The sequence below is a fragment of the Vibrio sp. 1580 genome (genome assembly GCF_033340055.1).
In genome coordinates, this window is record NZ_JAWOVT010000004.1 from 21,395 (window position 1) to 41,594 (window position 20,200).

Genomic DNA, 20,200 nt, shown 5'->3' on the forward strand with positions numbered 1-20,200 from the left:
ACCCATTGCGCAAACCTTTGCGTCATATCTTAAAAATTAAAACGCATCACCTCTCAAATCTGCCTAAAACTCAATCACCTAATACTAAGATGCCCTGCTAATTCGTAAAAAAGTACTCAAAAAAATCGACCAATTTTCTCAGCAATGCATGAAATCTAATTAATTTCGATAGAGCTCTTGGGTGATAGCGGTACGAAGAGTGCTAACGACATCACTTGCCAAAAGACCAATTTGACCATTCTGACTCACGTTTATATCAGCAGCATGACTGTGAAGTACCACACCTAAACGTGCGGCAACAGAAATTGGTAAACCTTTGGCTAGTAATGCACCAATGACTCCAGATAACACATCTCCCATTCCCCCCGTCGCCATTCCGGCGTTACCCGCTAGACAGACGTACATTCTCGTTCCATCGTAAATAAGCGTCCCCGCGCCTTTTAAAACCACTACACCGCCATAACGCTCTTGCAGTTGTCTTGCAGCAGAGTATCGGTCACTTTCTATTTGTTGAATGGTTACATTTAGTAGTCGAGCTGCCTCTCCAGGATGCGGCGTGATCACTCGATGGTTGTCGCACACTAGAGTGCCATCGCATCGCTGGCTCAGCATCGCTAGAATATTGAGGCCATCAGCATCAACAACTTTAGGTTTCTGCTCTTGAGCCAGATATTGATAGGCTTGATAAGCCCACTCATCATCTCCAAAGCCAGGACCAAACACTAATACGTCAGCCCAGCGTATGCGTTTAGTTAAGTCGTTCTCAGTATCCCTGAGCAAGTCAGTGGTGATGCTCTGGCTCATTACTTCTGGGCAACCAACCTGCATTGGAATAAGGCTACTCGTGTGAGTAATTGCGGCAGTTAAACCCGCTCCGGTTCTAATCGCTGCGGAGGAACATAAACGAATCGCCCCAGACATCCCTTGGTTGCCACCAACACAAAGCAACTTCCCGTTGTCACCTTTATGGACCGTTGGATTTGGCTTGGGCATTAATCTTGAAACAACCTGATGATCAATACCTAATGCACTTTCTACTTCGATAGTATCAAACTTAGTATTGACGCCTAAACCACAAAAGTAGAGCTCGCCAACGCGATCTCTCGCTTGTCCAGTGCATAAGCCTTGCTTAACCCCAATGAAGGTTACTGTATGCTCGGCACGAATAGCATCACCTAAAACTGCACCTGTATTAGCACACAGACCAGAAGGAACGTCGACTGCAATCACAGGGGTATGAATTTGATTAATTTGGTCAATATAGCGACGATACTCCGAACGAACCTCACCGCTTAAACCAGTACCTAACATGGCATCAATGATCACATCTGCCTCTAACAATGCGGTATTCCATTCATCCCAATCATTGTTAACACCGTCGATTGACTGCCAATCTTGGTATGCGCGCAAAGCATCACCTTTTAGCGCAGATACATCACCAATTTGGAAAACATGTACATTGAGTTGAGCTTGTTTCGCAAGAGATGCAAATACGTAACCATCGCCACCGTTATTCCCTTTACCGCAAATCACTAAGATATTTTTTGATTTAGGATACAGATGTAAAAAGCGCTCATACACGGCCATACCAGCGCGTTGCATTAAGCTATACATAGAAACACCAGCCATTTGCGCAGCCAGCGTTTCACCGTTTTTTACTTGCTCTGCGGTGTAGAGTTTTAGGGCGAGATTAAAGTCCATGTTCACGTTCTACGCATTGGGAAACACAATTATAAGTATACAAAAAAGCCAAGGCGGACCTTGGCTTTTGAGAAAGTTTTTTATCGCTATTGATTCTGAGACATCAGAGCTTCAGCCGTCGCGTCTTGTATAGACAAAAACAACGAGTTGATTTTTCCAGTCGGTGTGCGCATTGGGTTCAACGTAACATTCTGGTACATAAACTCCGCTTGCTGCGTAACTGGTCGAACATTGCGACAGCAGAATAAGTAAGGTCGTTGTCGCCATGTGATGAAGCTGCGACAGCCTAGGTCATACACTGGTTTTGTTTTTAATTTAAACCACTCCTGTGGGATTTCAGGGAAGATATCAAATATAGAACGACCTATCGCATCATGAGACTGCAAACCACTGTGATGAGTCATAAAGCCATTCCAGACCTGTACATTGTAATCTCGATCAATGACCACTAAGCCCATGTCAACGTTTTGTACCATATCCACCATCCAATGGAATTGTTCAAACTCTGCTGGCATATTCAACATTAGAACTCCTCCATTAGATAAGACAGTTTGTTATCAAGCAGCGGCAAGGATTCATCCACAAACATAAACAACAAGTCACAACGAATCGACGTTCCTTCAATGTTGTAGCTCACTTCGAATGTCATCGTGCGGCTGAATGCTCCAGTTGTAGATTCAATGATCGAGTCAATTGAGATATGCTGACCAAGGAGTACTGGTGGACTTTGGAAGAATCGGACTTCAGACTGCTCGCCTAAACCATTTAAGAACGACCCCACCAAAATATTAGAAATATCCATTAGCAGCTCAAGCTCTTCTAGCTCTTCGCTGTCTGCTGGTACTTTCATCAACTTTTTGAGATCAGATACGCTTGAGTCACTCAAGATCACTAGCGCTTCGCCAGCAATACCTTCGCCACAAAATCCCTGACAAACGCCCGATACGTTGTCATGCGACGCCAAGTCGCGTAGCGCCATGTGAAGTTCGCTCACTTCAAAGATATTGACGTTCGGCAGAGGTAGTTGCACAAACACGTCAAAGTGACGCGCCAACGCATCGGCTGCTCGACCAATTGAAACGTTAGCCACTTCCATGTAAATATCGCGACGACGTAAAATCGGTAACTCAATAGAGACAGGCGTGATAATTTGAGGACGAGGTTCTGGCTCGACCAACTCTTTAAGCGCCTTCTTGAGTTCATCTTTGGCGATCGGTTTTTGAATAAACGCTTTTGCACCCAGTGCGAACACGCGCTCTTTCGCTTTAGGTTGGATATCCCCCGACACCACAACCACCGGAGTTTTATCCCCCAACCGTTGCATGTGCTCTAGTGTTTCAAAGCCATCCATTTCTGGCATGGTCAAATCAAGAAACATCAATTTAAACTCGTTTTTTTCGAGTTCTTCTAGCGCGTTTTTTCCGTGGATAGCAAACGTAATATCGGCATTCAATGTGGCTGGTAGTGATCTCGCCATCTGTTTGCGTGCTAACGCTGAATCATCACAGATGAGTACGGGAAAAGACATTCAATCACCTTTTTATATTCCACAATCTGCGCCGGAGTCTAACAGATTGTTACAGCATGTAATACGAGAAAACTGACGAGTTTTTTATTTCTTTATTATTCAATAAGCATACGCAATATGAATGAATGAGTGAACAAAATGACTAAAAAGCAAGCATCACATTCGCTGTTTAGTGACATAAAACAAACATGGGTAAAACTCCTCCACCAAAAGTAAGCAAAAAGTTGCAGCTAACATCCAAAGCCCATTTTTGCTCGAATTTCATTCTTTCCATTTCCATAATCGGTAAACAGTAACGCGCTAAAACTAAAAAGGCACCCTGCTAGAGGATGCCTTTAATAATAATTTCATCGATAAGATATCAATTCTATGGCACACCATGGTCTTTAGAAGCCACCCATACGCGATACCATTGCTCTCGAGTAAGTTCGATGTTCAATGCATTAACTGCAGTTTGCACACGCTCGATTTTACCAGAGCCAATGATTGGAATAGGGTTAGATGGCAAACGACGTACCCAGGCATAAATTACTTGATCAATACTCGCTGCGCCCACTTCTTCACGAATTGCTTCTAATTCGTTACGGACACGAACAGCTTGCTCACTGTCACCACTAAAAATTGAACCACCACCGAGGCAAGACCAAGCCATTGGTCGCGTGCGCAACATTTGCATTTGATCAAGCGTTCCATCGTGAGCAACCTCAAAGTTAAGTGGGTTGATTTCCACTTGGTTAGTAGCCAACGGCTTACCTAAGCGAGATTGCAGCAGTTCAAACTGGCGTGGAGTGAAGTTAGACACGCCAAAGTGCTTCACTTTGCCGACTTTATGAAGCTCAGAAAATGCTTCTGCAACCTCGTCTGCATCCATTAATACGTCAGGACGATGAATTAAAAGTACGTCGATTTCATCCACATTCAAACGTTCTAACGAGTTATTCACCGATTGGTAGATATGTGCTGAGCTCGTGTCGTAGTGATTGATCTTACGCTCTGGCGTTTTATCGCCACACAAATTGATGTCGCATTTCGTCACGATCTGAATTTGCTCACGAACACTCTTGTCTAAAGCTAACGCTTCACCAAACAACGCCTCACACTCGTAATTACCGTAGATGTCGGCGTGATCGACTGTCGTAATGCCTAACTCAATGTGTTGCTTAAGAAATGACAAACGCTCTTGAGCCGTCATTCCCCACTCAACTGCACGCCAATATCCTTGAACCAGCTCTGAGAACTCTGGGCCTTTTGGTGCAGTTACTACTTTTGCAACCATGGGTTTTCTCCTTCAATTGATCTGCATTCATCGTAGTCTTGTTTTCGTACCGGCTCAACGGGTAAACTTTCGCAATTCGAACTGGAGTACGAAATATGTCTTTTGCCCAACGCCTAGCCACCCTGATCGGAGAAGAAAGCATCAGCGGGTTCGCTCGACGCGTCGATGTGTCTGAAGCTTTAATACGCAAATACCTTAAAGGCAGTGAACCTAGCCTAACCAAAGCAAATCAAATTGCAATGCGCGCCAATTGCTCTCTCGAATGGTTAGCAACGGGATGTGGTTATTTATATCGCCGTGCTGAAGTCGTGGATATGGATGCGTACAAACTTGCCTTTCAACACGTTATGAATCAGCCGTTGTCAGACGATGCAGAAGAGCTACACCGCAAGCTAATCGCAGGCTATCAATACCTGCGCGCTCACAAAAAATCGGATGGTTTTTTGGATGAATCAGCAATGGCGACCTTCCTATCTCTCCATAAAGAATCTAAAAACGAGTCACTTTGACCTCGATAATTTCGCCATCACTGCGCAATTGCACATTTAAGGACGGTGATGGCGTCAGAAACTCGTCCGGTTTTACCCAAAGCAAACTTCGAATCGTTTCTTGTGGATAGCGGTTCATCAACAAAATAACTTCTTTATCGACAAGCTCGGAAGATTTCTTTTCCAGAGCTTCAACGACATCATAGTGTTCTTGTCCGATAGTAACTCTGCGTAAAACTAACCCATCCTTTCTTAAGTTGAGAAGTAAGTCATTCAGACGCTGCCACTCGTATTCAGTGAGAAACGAGAACTGAGCACTTTCTCTTCTCAAAACCACTTCACCATACAAGTGCTGCTGGTAGTACGAAAAATCATCCAAACAAAATGCGCTGATAAACGTTGAGTTGTCTCGCAACTGCACTTCGCAACCATACCAGCTTCCACTTTTTTCTATACGTTCTTTTAGATTGGAATATGGCATTGCTGACAACGTGTCTTGCCACCAGCTCGGCGTTGAAAGTGCCGGAAACGTTACCGAACAACAACATAAAGAAAGTAAGAGTCGAAGATAAAAGCGCATGCACTGCTCTAGTTGGTTGACATCGAACTAAGACATTACTAACTGCAAGAAAATGTTCAAGAGAAAAATAGTTGTAGGTGGTGATGAAAGTTATGACGCAGAAATTAAGAAGGCGCACATGTGCGTGCGCCTCTACCTCGTTACTCAATCGTGAGTGTGCGAATCGGCGATGTCTATTGATGCATCCCGAACATAAAACGAGGACTTACCGTAGGGTTTGAATCCATCCAAATTGTGTGTAAAACCTCACATCCCTCCTTCTGAAGCAGTCATGTTGCTTTACATTTAAAGCATGGTTCATTTTTCTCAAAAAACAAGTTTTTTACCCTAAATTATGAGAGCAATAGCACAATCTGAGTGAATGAATAATATCGCGACACTTCAAACACTCAATAGTGAAAAGCTAAATTGCATCTTTATTGATTAGGTCTAGACTCTGCGAAGCGTATACTTTCTTTCGTCCCTTCCCCCAGCAACAGGAGAGCTTGTTAATGACCAAACGCGAGAGAATTGTGAAATCTGTGTTAGCGCACGTACCGAAAGATGCGATTAACCAGTTTGTCTCTCGAGGGTCAACACCATTTTCTGTTCTCATTATGGCGGCCATTGTAGGTACGTTGGCTGGTTTTGTCGGTACGTATTTCGAGCTTGCCGTTCATTTCGTTTCTGAAACACGAACAGAATGGTTAAGAAGCGAAATTGGTAATGTTCTACCATTGTGGCTGGCAGCGGTTCTCATTAGCGCACTTTTAGCTTTTATTGGCTATTTTCTTGTGCACCGCTTTGCGCCAGAAGCGGCAGGCTCTGGTATTCCTGAAATCGAAGGGGCAATGGATAATATTCGTCCAGTGCGCTGGTGGCGCGTGCTACCAGTAAAATTCTTCGGCGGCATGGGCGCACTTGGCTCTGGTATGGTGCTTGGTCGTGAAGGCCCAACCGTTCAAATGGGTGGTGCTGTAGGTCGAATGGTGACCGATATATTCCGGGTAAAGGATGACGATACCCGCCACTCCCTGCTCGCTTCTGGTGCTGCTGGCGGTTTGGCTGCGGCCTTTAATGCCCCACTCGCAGGCATTATGTTCGTTGTGGAGGAAATGCGACCTCAGTTTCGCTACTCTTTGATCTCAATTCGCGCAGTGATCATTTCTGCCATTATGGCGAACATAGTGTTTCGCGCCATCAACGGGCAAGACGCCGTTATCACTATGCCGCAATACCAGTCGCCAGAGCTTCAAACCCTATGGCTGTTTTTATTGCTTGGCGCATTGTTTGGCGTGTTTGGCGTGATCTTCAATAAACTGATTACCGTGGCACAAGACAGTTTTGTCGCAATTCACAAAAACGATCGTAAGCGCTACTTGATTGTAGGTTCGTTACTGGGAGGCGTGTTTGGCTTGCTTCTTTTGTACGTACCCCAACTAACTGGTGGTGGTATCGGCCTTATTCCTGACATTACTAACGGTAACTACTCGGTATCTATTTTAGTTTTGCTTTTCTTTGGTCGTGTAATTACAACCCTGCTCTGTTTTGGTTCTGGTGCGCCGGGAGGCATCTTTGCACCTATGCTTGCTCTGGGAACCTTATTTGGCTACGCGTTCGGAGCAAGTGCTGATGTCTTGCTCCCTGCGCTTGATATCGAGCCTGGTGTATTTGCGATTGCGGGCATGGGTGCCCTGTTTGCTGCAACGGTACGTGCACCGATTACTGGTATTCTGTTAGTGATTGAAATGACGAATAACTACTACTTAATCCTGCCATTGATCATTACTTGTTTGGGCGCTGTGATTATTGCTCAATTGTTGGGTGGACAACCTATTTACAGCCAGTTGCTGCATCGCACAATCAAAAACGAAAAGTTACGCCAACAGGATCTACCGGAGAATCAATCAACATAACATTCTCTTTGTTATCACTTCGCTCCAGACTATCGAAGGGTTTGGAGCGATAAACTCTGCGTTTTTACATCTTTTCCCAAATATTCGATACCAAACTCACAAAATTATCATTCTCTGATATTTGCTCACCACCTTTCATGAGAAACCCCTCTCCATACTTGTTAGTATTTGCTACTTAAATAGAGCATTTCATCCAAATCGTCATGTTTCGTTTCATTCAGGCAAAAATCAAATGGAGTAGATTTGAACTGGAGAAGACTTGTGCAGTTTTATAGTGTCCCGCCGTCTCAAGCCGCGTTGGCACTAGGTATGATAGGTTTAGGGCAAGCTTGGGCACTCTATGTTCCTGAGATTGGTGAACCGATACGCCCATTTTTGGCGTCACTCGGCGCACTTTTACTCGCCCCTGTACTCATAAAATATGCCGCGAATCCACGATTATTCATGGTCGACATTCGTCACCCGCTGAGTGGTAGTTTAATGGCACCAATGAGTATGGCGTTACTGATCCTTGCAGATTATCTTGCCGCTGTAGCACCTATCATCGCTTATCCACTTTGGTTTATGGCGCTTTTGCTGCATTTTACTATGATGGTGCTGTTTTTTAGCTTTCAGCTAATGAACTTCAAAATGTCCAATATCGTACCGAGTTGGTTTCTTTATCCGGTGGGGCTAATCAGTAGTTCACTAGCCGGTTCTCAACTAGGTCACAACTTATTCTCCGAAACATTAGCGATGATGTGCATCGGCATTTATTTCTTCATGCTGCCACTCGTGTTGTATCGTTTAGTGTTTTTCGGCTCTCTACCAAGGCGAGCAAGACCGACCCTCGCGATTATGGCCGCGCCGGTAAACTTGTCATTAGCAGCATACTTGGTGAACTTTCCCTTACCTGATCCGATACTAACAGGCGCATTGGCAGGGATCGCCATCACTATGACTTTATTGATCTACTTATGTTACTTCCGCTTACTTCGCTTGAAGTTTCAACCTTCTATCGCGGCAGTAACCTTTCCTTCCGTGATCAGCGCTATCGCAATGCATCGCTTAACCTCTTTTTTTGCCGAATCGCACCCTCACTGGCACTGGCTACACGACTTTGGTTTTCTAGAGCTCAGTATCGCGACTGTATTGGTTGTTTGGGTATCGGCAGGTTACGTCAAAATGTATTGGCCAGAAATCATGAAGTCATTTTCTAAACAAGTATAAAAAAAGGATGGCGTTTGCCATCCTCTTAGAAACTTGCTTAGTTACCTAGCGTAAACCGTGCAGAAATTCGGCACGCGTTGCTGGGTTGCTCTTGAAGATGCCACCCAATGCAGTTGTTGTCGTTTCGCTAGTTGCATCCATCACACCGCGAGATTTCACGCAGTAGTGTGTTGCGTCAATCGTAACTGCCACATCATCGGACTCAAGCAGCGTTTGAAGTGCAACAAGAATTTGCTGAGTCATACGCTCTTGAACTTGTGGACGCTGGGCAAAGAAGCGAACGATACGGTTGATCTTTGACAGGCCAATGATCTTGCCACGTGGAATGTAAGCCACAGCAGCCTTGCCATCGATGGTCACAAGGTGGTGTTCACAAGTACTGGTCACTGTGATGTCCTTCACGCGAACCATCTCGCTCACGTTCATCTTGTTCTCAATCACCGTGATTTTAGGAAAGTTGGAGTAATCCAGACCAGAGAAGATTTCGTCAACGTACATCTTAGCAATGCGGTGAGGGGTTTCTTCTAGGCTATCGTCAGTGAGGTCAAGTTGAAGTAGACCTAAGATCTCACGCATGTGGTGCTCGATCTTCTCTTTCTTCTCTTCACGACTTACGTTGTTTGGACGCATTGGCGTTTCCAAACCGCGTTGCTCTAGCGCTTCTTTTACTAACTTCGCTGACTCGCTAAGACCTGACATTCCACTTCCTCTTTTGTTTTACTTCAGCCTTCGTACAAACCCAATCAAAATTGCATTCATACTTTTCGCTTTGAGTTGCTCAGTTCGTGTCTTTACACCAAGTCACATCAGATGAAGGTACTGAGCTGATTTTCTTGAGCTCCGCAGGTTTTTTACCCCTTTTGGATGGCTGACAAGGATACTCGGATTTTTGAATAATTACACCCATATTTTATAGGTGGACATTCTTACTCAGCCCCCTTTTATGGTAAAGTTGCCACAAAACAAAAGAACACAGGATTTTCTCAATGGGCTGCTGCGACGCACCTGGCTTGATGCCAATTGAAGAAGCGATGGACAAAATGTTATCGCGAATCAAACCTATCCAAACAACGCTTTCTCTTCCACTTGCTGAAGCACTCGGTTTTGTACTGGCAGAAGATATCTTGTCTCCTATCCACGTACCGCCATTCGACAACTCAGCAATGGATGGCTACGCTATTCGCATTCAAGATCTTGAGTCATCTTCTGTATTGCCTCTGGCAGGTAAATCATTTGCAGGACAACCTTTTGAAGGTGAATGGCCTCAAGGTACCTGTGTTCGCATCATGACTGGCGCAAAAATCCCACAGGGTTGTAATGCCGTTATCATGCAAGAAAACACAGAAGTGACGGATGCTGGCATTCAGTTCAACCAAACTGACGTGAAGCCGCAAAACAACATCCGCCCAACGGGTGACGACATCAAACAAGGCGATATCGTACTGGCAAAAGGTGCACGTTTGACACCTCGCGATATTCCGATGATTGCGTCTCTTGGTGTCAGCCATGTGACTGTAGTACGTAAGCCAAAAGTTGCGTTCTTCTCTACTGGTGACGAGCTTAAACCACTGGGCGAACCGCTAGACGAAGGTCAGATCTACGACAGCAACCGTTACGGTATTAAACCGCTTATCGAGAACTTCGGTTGTGAAGCCGTTGATCTGGGCATCATTCCAGATTGCCCAGAGACTCTAAAAGCAACCTTTGAACAAGCGCAAACATTGGCAGATGTGGTCGTGACCTCAGGCGGTGTCAGTGTGGGCGAAGCGGATTACACCAAAGACATTCTTGAAGAACTTGGTGAAATCGGTTTCTGGAAGCTAGCAATCAAGCCGGGTAAACCTTTCGCGTTTGGTAAGCTAAGCACTGCTTGGTTCTGTGGCCTGCCGGGTAACCCGGTTTCTGCAGTTCTGACTATGTATGTGCTTGTTCAACCAATGCTGGCAAAACTTGCAGGCCATACAGAATGGAAAGCACCCGAATCTATTCCAGCAGCAACTAAAACCGCCTTTAAGAAAGCGCCAGGTCGTACCGATTACCAACGTGGTATCTACACATTGGAAGATGGCAAGTTTGTGGTTGAAACAACGGGCAACCAAAGCTCTGGTGCGTTCCGCTCAATGAGCCTAGCGAACTGCTTTGTTGTATTGGAACGTGAACGCGGCCGAGTTGAAGTGGGCGAAACGGTTCAGATTCAACTATTCAACTCAACCCTTTACTAGGAAGTCGTTGTGGATATTCTTTCCGATCAGGAAATGCTGCGTTACAACCGCCAAATCATTCTTCGTCAGTTTGACTTTGAAGGACAAGAAGCACTCAAACAAGCATCAGTATTGATGCTTGGTGCTGGCGGTTTAGGCTGTGCATCAAGCCAATATTTGGCCACTGCTGGTGTCGGTAAAGTTACGCTGATTGATGATGATATCGTCGAGTTGTCTAATCTTCAGCGCCAAGTTCTGCACCACGATGCGGATATTGGTCGTAAGAAGGTCGAATCGGCTGCTGATGCACTACGCGAACTTAACCCGTACATTATCGTAGATACCATCGAAAAACGTCTTGATGATACAGAGCTAAAAAGCTTGATCGAAAAGCACACAATTGTTGTCGATGCATCAGATAACGTCGATACGCGCAATCAACTTAACCGCCTATGTTTTGCGACCAAAACACCGCTAATTTCAGGCGCGGCCATTCGTATGGAGGGCCAAGTGAGTGTGTTTACTTACGATGATCCAGCACAACCATGTTACCAGTGCTTAAGTGCCCTCTTCGGCAGCGGTGCGTTAAGTTGTGTCGAAGCCGGAGTCATGGCGCCTGTTGTGGGTATTGTTGGCGCAGTACAAGCGATGGAAGCGATCAAAGTGATTGCTGATTACGGCCAACCAAAGAAAGGCAAAATTCTGATTTTGGACGCGCTCAGCATGTCTTGGCGAGAAATGAATCTGATGAAAATGCCAACCTGTCCGGTTTGTAGTTAGTTCTAAACCTCTAATCATTCCCAAAAAGCCCAACTCGATGTTGGGCTTTTTTCTCATTTTGACAATCAGATTTAAAACCCCTCTTCTTACAAATATTAAATCAATAAAATTCAACAACTTAAAAGTTGGCACATTCCTTTCATTGCATATATCACGAACCAATGAGAGGGCGAATTATGAAAAGGACATCACTACTACTTGGGTCTCTAATAGCGAGCGCTTACGCACAAGCGGCGCCATTTGATACGTGCCCAAGCCAAGCATACCTGTTCCAATCAACCCCGGTTCAAATCTATGGCGTCAATTTGGTTACAGGCTCTACGACTCTTTTAGAGGACGACACAGGTTTGGCTTCGGGCATCAACGGTGTAGGCTTTAACTTCACTGACCGTTATATCTACGGCTACGACACCACAAACAAAAAGATTGTTCGTCTTGGTCAAGACTTCCAAGCAGAGACACTTGATGTTTCGGGTCTTCCTACCGACCACACGTTTTACGTAGGTGACGTTTACAACCACGTCTACTACTTGTACCGCAAAGGCAAAGGACTTTTCTCCATTGACCTTTCTCCGCTCGATTCTGATCCAAATGCGACATTGAGCATCGTGAAAATCAGCTCAACAGCGACTGTGAACCTAACCGACTTTGCATTCCATCCAGGTGATGGCTCCCTTTACGGCATCGACAACAACTCTGGTGTGCTATATCAGTTCAACCCATCAAATGGTAGCGCAACTGAGATAGGTGACACAGGTGAGAAAGGCACATTTGGTGCTGGCTACTTCGATGTAAACGGCAACTACTACGTGTCACGTAACCAAGATGGCAAAATCTATCGCGTTGACCTTTCGGAAGGTAACGCAGCCAATATCGCAGCAGGTATCGTTCCTGCGGTTGAGTTTGTATCCAACGGTCCAAGCTCAAGCCAAAATGACGGTGCACGTTGTGCAAATGCTCCGGTGATTAACGAAGACGAGCCAATTGATTTTGGTGATGCTCCAGACAGCTACCACACCACGCTTGCGTCAAACGGTCCTCGCCACGAAGTGGACGGTGCAACTTGGCTTGGCTCTGTTGCTCCAGATGGTGATGCCGACGGACAGGCAAACGATAACTCTGTGGGCACAGCCGATGAAGATGGTGTTGGTTTTGTATCCGCACTTGATCCAGGCTTAAGCTCAATTGTGAATGTGACAGCTTCTACTTCTGGCTACCTATCAGCATGGTTTGACTGGAACCGCGATGGTGACTTTGATGATGAAGGTGAGCAAGTCTTTACCGACCAATTACTGTCTGCAGGTAATAATCCCCTACCGTTTGTAGTTTCAACCGCTGCAACGGAAGGGTCTAGCTGGAGCCGATTCCGCTTTAGCCAACAAACCGGATTAAACTACGATGGTGGTTCGACGTCTGGTGAGGTGGAAGATTACCCAATTACCATCACTGGTAATGGTTACTCAGTGGAGTATTTCCCGAGTGCAGAAGATTACGCCACCGTGGCTTACGAAGATAACTGGCCATACACCGCAGACTACGACATGAACGATGTGGTCGTGAAATTCCGCATCACTGAAACCAGTCTTGCTGGTCATGTTGAGAATATCCAGATTACAGGTGACCTAGCGGCCTACGGCGCAAGTTACAAAAATGGCTTCGCAATCCGACTACCGGGTGTATTGAGAAGCTCGATTGAAAACGGATTAACAACGCTATCCTTCAATGGTGTAGAACAAGCATCTAATGGTTTGGAAAGTATTTCTGATGAAGCAATTTTCATCATCAGTGAAGACTTAAGCACACACGCGGCTAGCAGCTGTAGCTACTTCCGTACCGAGTCTGGCTGTGATGATAACGTTTCACTCACCTTTACCTTGAATGTGTACTTCACCGAAGGCTCTGACCGTTCAGCCATTCAAGCCATGCCATACGACCCGTTCATCTTCGCAACGCCGGGGACTTACCATGGCGACGGGATTACCTTCCAACCAGGTCGTAAATGGGAAGTTCACTTAGCAGACCAAGCACCAACAGAACAGTTTGATGACCAAAACCTCTTCGGTGTCGGCGTCGATGCAAGTGCCCCTGCGCAAGGTGTGTACTTCAAAACAGCAAACAACTTACCTTGGGCACTGTTGATAGTAGAAGATTGGGATTGGCCGCTAGAGCGTGTAGACATGGTCGATGCATACCCTCAATTCCAAACTTGGGCTGAGTCTGGTGGCGAACGAAGCACAGATTGGCACACCGCTCCAACACCTAACAAATGCTACATTCCATAGGGAGATAACATTATGAAAGCACTTATCACAATCATCATGGGATTAGCACTAACGGCTTGTGGCGGTGGCGGCGAAGGTGGTAACAGTACACCACCTTCACCAACCCAAACCACCGTTGCAGAGGAAGACACAACCCAACAGGAAGAAACAACCGTAGAAGAGACTACCGTAACTGTAGAAAATGCAACCATGCAGGACCTAGTAGTACCGGATGGCTTTAGCTACAACTCAGTGACGGAGGGTACGCTCAATGTAGACATCAGTGGTTTCTCTTCACAACGTGCACACCTAAGTGTGTACAAAGAGTTTGTCGAGAACAGTTCAGGTAACTACGATGCAAAATATCCAAGCAAAGTCGCATCGGTTCCACTCAACAACGGTACAGCAAACGTCGACTTTAATGTTTCTGATAGCCAAGGTAGCCTACTTGTTGAAATTTGGTTCTATGACGGCAGTGACCCAATTCAGAAAGTGATTACTTCTGGAGACAACACTTGGACCATGTAACTAGATAGATTGAAGGCATGGCGAAAGCGACCTTTCATCATAAATCTTCAATCTCAAGCTTAAAAATCGCATCGTTCTTTTGAACATGCGATTTTTTTGTTGTAAAACAGTAAGATTATCCACCTAGCAAACTAAAGACAATGCAAGCACTGATTAGTACTGATGAACTCAATAGCCTTCTCGGCCAACCTAACGTCAAGCTCCTCGACGCTAGTATTGCGTTTCAAATCCCTTCTGAAGGCAAAAAGATTCAAGATAAGTGGATTCCAAATACTTTACGCTTCGATTACGACAATGACTTTTGCTTACCCGGTTCTTCCCTGCCGCATATGATGCCAACAGAAGAAGGCTTCAACCAAAGTGCGCAACAACTCGGTTTGAACAACGAAGATTTGATTGTGGTTTATGACAACTCAGGCACTTTAGCCGCGCCAAGAGCTTGGTGGATGTTCAAAGCTATGGGACATGATAATGTTCGAGTCTTAAACGGCGGCCTTCCCGCTTGGATTGAAGCCGGATTCCCTGTTGAAAGTACCCTATCGCAACCAAGCGAAGAAGGTAACTTTGCAGGTAAGCTCAACCAAAATGCCTTTTTGAGTGCACAAGATGTTCTTGCTCATTCAACCAATAAAAGTGCCAACATCATCGATGCCAGAGCCAAAGCACGATTCCTTGGTGAAGTGCCTGAGCCACGAGAAGGTCTACGTAGTGGGCACATTCCAAATTCGGTTTGCTTACCGTTTCAAGAACTCTTGACCAACGGTCACATTAAACCAAACTCAGAGTTGCAACAGATATTTAGCGCACTAACGATAGATAGTGACAATTCGATTATTTTTAGTTGCGGTTCCGGTGTAACCGCATGCATTTTATTACTCGCGGCGTATCAAATTGGTCTAGACAATCTGTCGGTGTACGACGGTTCTTGGACCGAATGGGGTGCTGACCACTCTCTACCTATCGAGCGTTAAGACAAGTGTCTGTTTAACAAAGTATCTTACGTTTATCTAAAGATGATGTGTTCCAATAAACTAAACGCAGCTTCTAAACCAAACTTGTCATTTCGAAATAGAAACTGGCTATGAGTGATTTGTCCCTCCTCATAGCCTGACTACATCAAAAGCCGACTATTTCCGTTAGCGTTCAGATGTCGCGTTACCGTGCATTTGCTCATCTAAGTTGAGCACGGTTAATGCGTTACTAACGCTCGTGGCGATCACGTCTATCGCTCCAGTTCTTAATGCTCCGAGTAGAGCGAGTGGCTTGCTGTTCTCAGCTGCGATCGCAATGACTTCCGAGATCGGCCGAAACTCTTCAATACCAAGTCCAATTACTCGGTCACTCATTACCGTGTTCGCTACATTACCGTGAATATCAAAGAAGTCATAACCTGCAAAATCCCCTACCACACCTTGTTGAAGTCTCGACTGAACCACTTCATCAGGCGTAAACCAACCTAAGTCGACCATGTAACTGTTTTCGCTCATGTCACCAATACCAACCAAAGCAACATCGGCTTTACGTGCTAGGTCGAGCGTTTGTTTCACGGTTGCATTTTGCATGAAGGCCAACTTCTGTTCTCTATTTTCTGCGTATGCCGGCGCATAAAGGGTTTCAGAGGTTCCCCCATATTTCTTCGCCAACTGACGACAAATATGGTCGGCGTTATACATACCGCCACGCGGGTGAATACCACCAATGCCACACACAAATTTACAGTCACGCGGCGTAATAACACCAATATGGTGAGCGACAGACGACACGTTGCGCCCTTGTCCGACCGTCACCACCATGCCGTTTTTGAGCGTGCTAGTGAGATAATTGGACACCAATCCCGATACCTGTAGTCGTTGCGCTTCTTCATTCGGTTGATCAAGAGCAACAAGCGCGCGCTTAACGCCGAATCGCTCGATCAAACGTTGTTCAATCTTGGCGCTGAACACCGGATGGTATTTAACGGTAATTTCAACAATGCCTTCATCACGCGCCTGCTTGAGCATTCGCCCGACCTTTGCGCGTGATATGGCAAATTTTCTCGATATCTCTTCCTGAGTCGCACCGTCTTGATAATACGCGACGGAAATCTCTGTCAACAAATCCGTGTTTTCAATGGAAATATCTTGATTAGAACTGCTCATGGTTTCTCTCGCCCTTTAAGAGGATCGATATTGTATGCAATAAGTGAACATATGCTCATTGACTTAGCATATGTTCTTTATCAATTTAAACGCTACATTTGCTCATCGCAATAACATTTTCTCACTACAATTTTTTACCCTCTTGGACAACGCTCAAGCTTTGAACAATAAGGGCAATCGTTTATTTGGGTTAACCACTAAACACACAGTAAAAAAACGTTGATGAAGTTCACTATAAGTCCATTTCAGCGATTGACTTTCAGCATAGATAGGATAAATATGGACACATCATTTACTCAGCTATCGATCAAATGTTCATAGCATTTGTTCGGTAACGAAATTTTCCGTAGTTGGCTGAGCAGATGTCTCATTAAATGCGATGAGACGGTTAGCTAACTCGCTTGCAAATGCACAAGCTGTGATAACAAAAATCACGCTTAAGCCCATTTAAATAGGATGATCGATTATGAGCAACAAGTTAGAGCAACTTCGTAAACTAACGACTGTAGTAGCAGACACTGGCGAAATTGATGCAATTAAAAAGTATCAGCCAGAAGACGCAACAACTAACCCTTCTCTTATCCTTAAAGCCGCTCAAATCGCAGAGTACGCACCTCTAATCGATGCTTCAATCGAATACGCTAAAGCACAGAGCAACGACAAAGCTCAACAAGTTCAAGATACTTGTGACATGCTTGCAGTAAACATCGGTAAAGAAATCCTAAAAACTATCCCAGGTCGTATCTCTACAGAAGTAGACGCTCGTCTATCTTACGATATGGAAGGCAGCGTAGCGAAAGCTCGTCAACTAGTGAAAATGTACAACGATGCTGGCATCACTAACGACCGTATCCTTATCAAACTGGCTTCAACTTGGGAAGGCATTCGCGCAGCTGAGATCCTAGAAAAAGAAGGCATCAACTGTAACCTAACGCTTCTATTCTCGTTCGCTCAAGCACGTGCTTGTGCAGAAGCGGGTGTATTCCTAATCTCGCCATTCGTTGGTCGTATCATGGACTGGTACAAAGCGAAAGAAGGCCGTGACTTCGAAGCTCAAGAAGATCCAGGCGTACTATCTGTAACTAAGATCTACAACTACTACAAAGAATACGGCTACAAAACTGTAGTTATGGGCGCAAGCTTCCGTAACATCGGTGAGATCTTAGAACTAGCTGGTTGTGACCGTCTAACTATCGCTCCTGCTCTACTTGCAGAACTAGAAGCAGCTGAAGGTGAAGTAGTTGAGAAACTAGTTGATTCTAAAGGCGCAGCTGAGCGTCCAGCACCAATGACTCACGCTGAGTTCCTATGGGAACATAACCAAGACCCAATGGCTGTTGAGAAGCTGGCTGAAGGTATCCGCAACTTCGCCGTTGACCAAGGCAAACTAGAAGCGATGATCGAAGCTAAGCTTTAATTGCTTACCAAAAGCGAGTAGCCCGTCTACTCGCTTTTACCATCAGCACTATTTTCAAAAAATTCTATTTGAACTTGTTTCGGCGAGTTCCCTCTATTTAAATCAAATATCGAGAAGTAATCACTATGGATCGTAAACATCTAGCAAATGCAATCCGTGCGCTAAGCATGGATGGTGTTCAACAAGCTAACTCTGGTCACCCAGGTGCACCTATGGGTATGGCTGACATCGCTGAAGTTCTTTGGCGCTCTCATCTAAACCACAACCCATCAAACCCTGAGTGGGCAGACCGCGACCGTTTCGTACTGTCTAACGGCCACGGCTCAATGCTGATTTACTCTCTACTGCACCTTGCAGGTTACGAGTTGTCTATCGACGATCTGAAAAACTTCCGTCAGCTTCACTCTAAAACTCCTGGTCACCCAGAGTACGGTTACGCGCCAGGAATCGAGACCACAACGGGTCCGCTAGGTCAAGGCATCACTAACGCGGTTGGTATGGCTCTAGCTGAAAAAGCGCTAGCAGCACAGTTCAACAAAGAAGGCCACGACATCGTTGACCACTTCACTTACGTGTTCATGGGCGACGGCTGTCTGATGGAAGGTATTTCGCACGAGGCATGTTCTCTTGCAGGTACTCTAGGTCTAGGCAAGCTGATCGCGTTCTGGGATGACAACGGCATCTCTATCGACGGTCACGTTGAAGGTTGGTTCTCTGACGACACACCTAAGCGTTTCGAAGCTTACGGTTGGCACGTAATCCCTGCAGTCGATGGTCACGATGCTGACGCAATCAACGCAGCAATTGAAGCGGCGAAAGCGGATCCACGTCCTACACTTATCTGTACTAAGACTATCATCGGTTTTGGTTCACCAAACAAATCTGGTTCACACGATTGTCACGGTGCGCCACTAGGTGCAGAAGAAATCGCAGCAACACGCAAAGAACTAGGTTGGGAGCACGGTCCTTTTGAAATTCCGCAAGAAGTCTACGCAGAATGGTCAGCGAAAGAAACAGGCGCAGCTAAGGAAGCAGCGTGGAACGAGAAATTTGCAGCTTATGAAGCAGCGTACCCTGAGCTGGCAGCTGAATTTAAACGCCGCGTAAACGGTGAGCTTCCTGCACAGTGGGAAGAGAAAGCAAGCCAAATCATTGCTGATCTTCAAGCTAACCCAGCAAACATTGCATCACGTAAAGCGTCTCAAAATGCTCTAGAAGCATTTGGTGCTTTACTACCAGAGTTCATGGGTGGCTCTGCTGACCTAGCACCTTCTAACCTAACCATGTGGTCTGGTTCTAAGTCTCTAGAGGCAAGCGACTTCTCTGGTAACTACATCCACTACGGCGTACGTGAATTCGGTATGACAGCGATCATGAACGGTATCGCGCTACACGGTGGTTTCGTTCCTTACGGCGCAACATTCCTAATGTTCATGGAGTACGCACGTAACGCAATGCGTATGGCTGCGCTGATGAAAATTCAGAACATCCAAGTGTACACGCATGACTCTATCGGTCTTGGCGAAGATGGTCCAACTCACCAACCAGTTGAGCAAATGGCATCGCTACGCCTAACACCAAACATGAGCACATGGCGTCCATGTGACCAAGTTGAGTCCGCTGTAGCTTGGAAACTAGCGATTGAACGTAAAGATGCACCGACAGCACTTATCTTCTCTCGTCAAAACCTTGCGCAACAAGAGCGCACAGCAGAACAAGTAGCAGACATCGCGAAAGGTGCTTACATTCTGAAAGATTGCGAAGGCAAGCCAGAGCTAATCCTTATCGCAACAGGTTCTGAAGTTGAACTAGCAGTAGAAGCAGCAGCACAGCTAACTGCTGAAGGTAAGAAAGTACGCGTTGTTTCAATGCCATCAACAGATGCATTTGACAAACAAGACGCCGCTTACCGTGAAGCTGTACTGCCATCAGACGTAACAGCACGTATCGCAATTGAAGCAGGTATTGCTGACTTCTGGTACAAGTACGTAGGCTTCGACGGTCGCATCATCGGTATGACTTCATTCGGTGAATCTGCACCAGCTGGCGAACTATTCAAAATGTTTGGTTTCACGACTGAAAACGTAGTGAACACAGCAAAAGAGCTACTCGCGTAATTGCAGTAAAAAGATAGTCAGTTTTCTCTATTGCGAATGTGAAAACTGAAAAGCCCCACCAGCAATGGCGGGGCTTTCTTT

The 20,200-nt window shown here is 45.6% G+C and carries 17 protein-coding genes; 10 read left to right on the forward strand and 7 right to left on the reverse strand.

Annotation, left to right across the window (positions count from 1 at the left end; all coding sequences use genetic code 11):
- Positions 1-159 precede the first annotated feature (159 nt).
- The 4 genes from R7093_RS07445 to R7093_RS07460 all read right to left on the reverse strand — a co-directional run bounded on the left by R7093_RS07445 (position 160) and on the right by R7093_RS07460 (position 4,505).
- The gene (locus R7093_RS07445; protein WP_318146585.1) at positions 160-1,701 is read right to left on the reverse strand and encodes an NAD(P)H-hydrate dehydratase; all 1,542 of its coding nucleotides are present in this window, start codon (positions 1,699-1,701) and stop codon (positions 160-162) included.
- Between the two features lie 86 nt (positions 1,702-1,787).
- Positions 1,788-2,225 (reverse strand): PAS domain-containing protein, encoded by a 438-nt coding sequence (locus tag R7093_RS07450; RefSeq protein ID WP_005373463.1) that lies wholly within the window; start codon positions 2,223-2,225, stop codon positions 1,788-1,790.
- A complete protein-coding gene (locus R7093_RS07455) occupies positions 2,225-3,229 on the reverse strand; it encodes a response regulator (RefSeq protein ID WP_005373466.1) in 1,005 nt (334 codons plus the stop codon). Before R7093_RS07455 ends, R7093_RS07450 begins: the two co-directional genes overlap by 1 nt.
- A 367-nt stretch (positions 3,230-3,596) precedes the next feature.
- A complete protein-coding gene (locus R7093_RS07460; RefSeq protein WP_042522659.1) occupies positions 3,597-4,505 on the reverse strand; it encodes an aldo/keto reductase family oxidoreductase in 909 nt (302 codons plus the stop codon).
- Between the two features lie 95 nt (positions 4,506-4,600).
- Between R7093_RS07460 and R7093_RS07465 the strand changes: the two genes are divergently transcribed.
- Positions 4,601-5,014 carry a helix-turn-helix domain-containing protein gene (locus R7093_RS07465; protein WP_005387686.1) on the forward strand — a complete coding sequence of 138 codons (414 nt, stop codon included), beginning with the start codon at positions 4,601-4,603 and terminating at the stop codon, positions 5,012-5,014.
- Here the strand turns inward: R7093_RS07465 and R7093_RS07470 are convergent.
- Positions 4,995-5,573, reverse strand: a complete 579-nt coding sequence (locus R7093_RS07470; RefSeq protein WP_017819909.1) for a hypothetical protein — start codon at positions 5,571-5,573, stop codon at positions 4,995-4,997. The two genes, R7093_RS07465 and R7093_RS07470, sit on opposite strands and share 20 nt — an antisense overlap.
- 491 nt (positions 5,574-6,064) lie before the next feature.
- Here R7093_RS07470 and clcA point away from each other — a divergent pair, with 491 nt between their 5' ends.
- Positions 6,065-7,468, forward strand: a complete 1,404-nt coding sequence (clcA, locus tag R7093_RS07475; protein WP_005373473.1) for a H(+)/Cl(-) exchange transporter ClcA — start codon at positions 6,065-6,067, stop codon at positions 7,466-7,468.
- Positions 7,469-7,729: 261 nt separating this feature from the next.
- Positions 7,730-8,677 (forward strand): TDT family transporter, encoded by a 948-nt coding sequence (locus tag R7093_RS07480; RefSeq protein WP_017819907.1) that lies wholly within the window; start codon positions 7,730-7,732, stop codon positions 8,675-8,677.
- A gap of 45 nt (positions 8,678-8,722) precedes the next feature.
- Here the strand turns inward: R7093_RS07480 and folE are convergent, their stop codons facing one another.
- Positions 8,723-9,376, reverse strand: coding sequence for a GTP cyclohydrolase I FolE (gene folE / locus R7093_RS07485; RefSeq protein WP_005373478.1), 654 nt, complete (start codon positions 9,374-9,376; stop codon positions 8,723-8,725).
- 287 nt (positions 9,377-9,663) lie between these two features.
- Between folE and moeA the strand changes: the two genes are divergently transcribed.
- The 5 genes from moeA (at position 9,664) to R7093_RS07510 (ending at position 15,418) form a co-directional block, all read left to right on the forward strand.
- On the forward strand, positions 9,664-10,899 hold the full coding sequence (moeA, locus tag R7093_RS07490; protein ID WP_047101238.1) for a molybdopterin molybdotransferase MoeA: 1,236 nt from the start codon (positions 9,664-9,666) through the stop codon (positions 10,897-10,899).
- 9 nt (positions 10,900-10,908) lie between these two features.
- Positions 10,909-11,658 carry a molybdopterin-synthase adenylyltransferase MoeB gene (moeB, locus tag R7093_RS07495; protein ID WP_047101236.1) on the forward strand — a complete coding sequence of 250 codons (750 nt, stop codon included), beginning with the start codon at positions 10,909-10,911 and terminating at the stop codon, positions 11,656-11,658.
- Between the two features lie 176 nt (positions 11,659-11,834).
- The gene (locus tag R7093_RS07500) at positions 11,835-13,940 is read left to right on the forward strand and encodes an LruC domain-containing protein (RefSeq protein ID WP_047101234.1); all 2,106 of its coding nucleotides are present in this window, start codon (positions 11,835-11,837) and stop codon (positions 13,938-13,940) included.
- A gap of 12 nt (positions 13,941-13,952) precedes the next feature.
- Complete coding sequence (locus R7093_RS07505) at positions 13,953-14,447, forward strand: hypothetical protein (RefSeq protein ID WP_047101232.1); 495 nt, start codon at positions 13,953-13,955, stop codon at positions 14,445-14,447.
- 140 nt (positions 14,448-14,587) lie between these two features.
- The gene (locus R7093_RS07510; protein ID WP_047101230.1) at positions 14,588-15,418 is read left to right on the forward strand and encodes a sulfurtransferase; all 831 of its coding nucleotides are present in this window, start codon (positions 14,588-14,590) and stop codon (positions 15,416-15,418) included.
- Positions 15,419-15,583: 165 nt separating this feature from the next.
- Here R7093_RS07510 and R7093_RS07515 read toward each other — a convergent pair whose 3' ends face one another.
- Positions 15,584-16,585, reverse strand: coding sequence for a sugar-binding transcriptional regulator (locus R7093_RS07515; RefSeq protein WP_005387670.1), 1,002 nt, complete (start codon positions 16,583-16,585; stop codon positions 15,584-15,586).
- A 466-nt stretch (positions 16,586-17,051) separates the two neighbouring features.
- Between R7093_RS07515 and tal the strand changes: the two genes are divergently transcribed.
- Positions 17,052-18,002, forward strand: a complete 951-nt coding sequence (tal, locus tag R7093_RS07520; RefSeq protein ID WP_005373488.1) for a transaldolase — start codon at positions 17,052-17,054, stop codon at positions 18,000-18,002.
- A gap of 125 nt (positions 18,003-18,127) precedes the next feature.
- Complete coding sequence (tkt, locus tag R7093_RS07525; protein ID WP_042522667.1) at positions 18,128-20,119, forward strand: transketolase; 1,992 nt, start codon at positions 18,128-18,130, stop codon at positions 20,117-20,119.
- Positions 20,120-20,200: the final 81 nt, after the last annotated feature.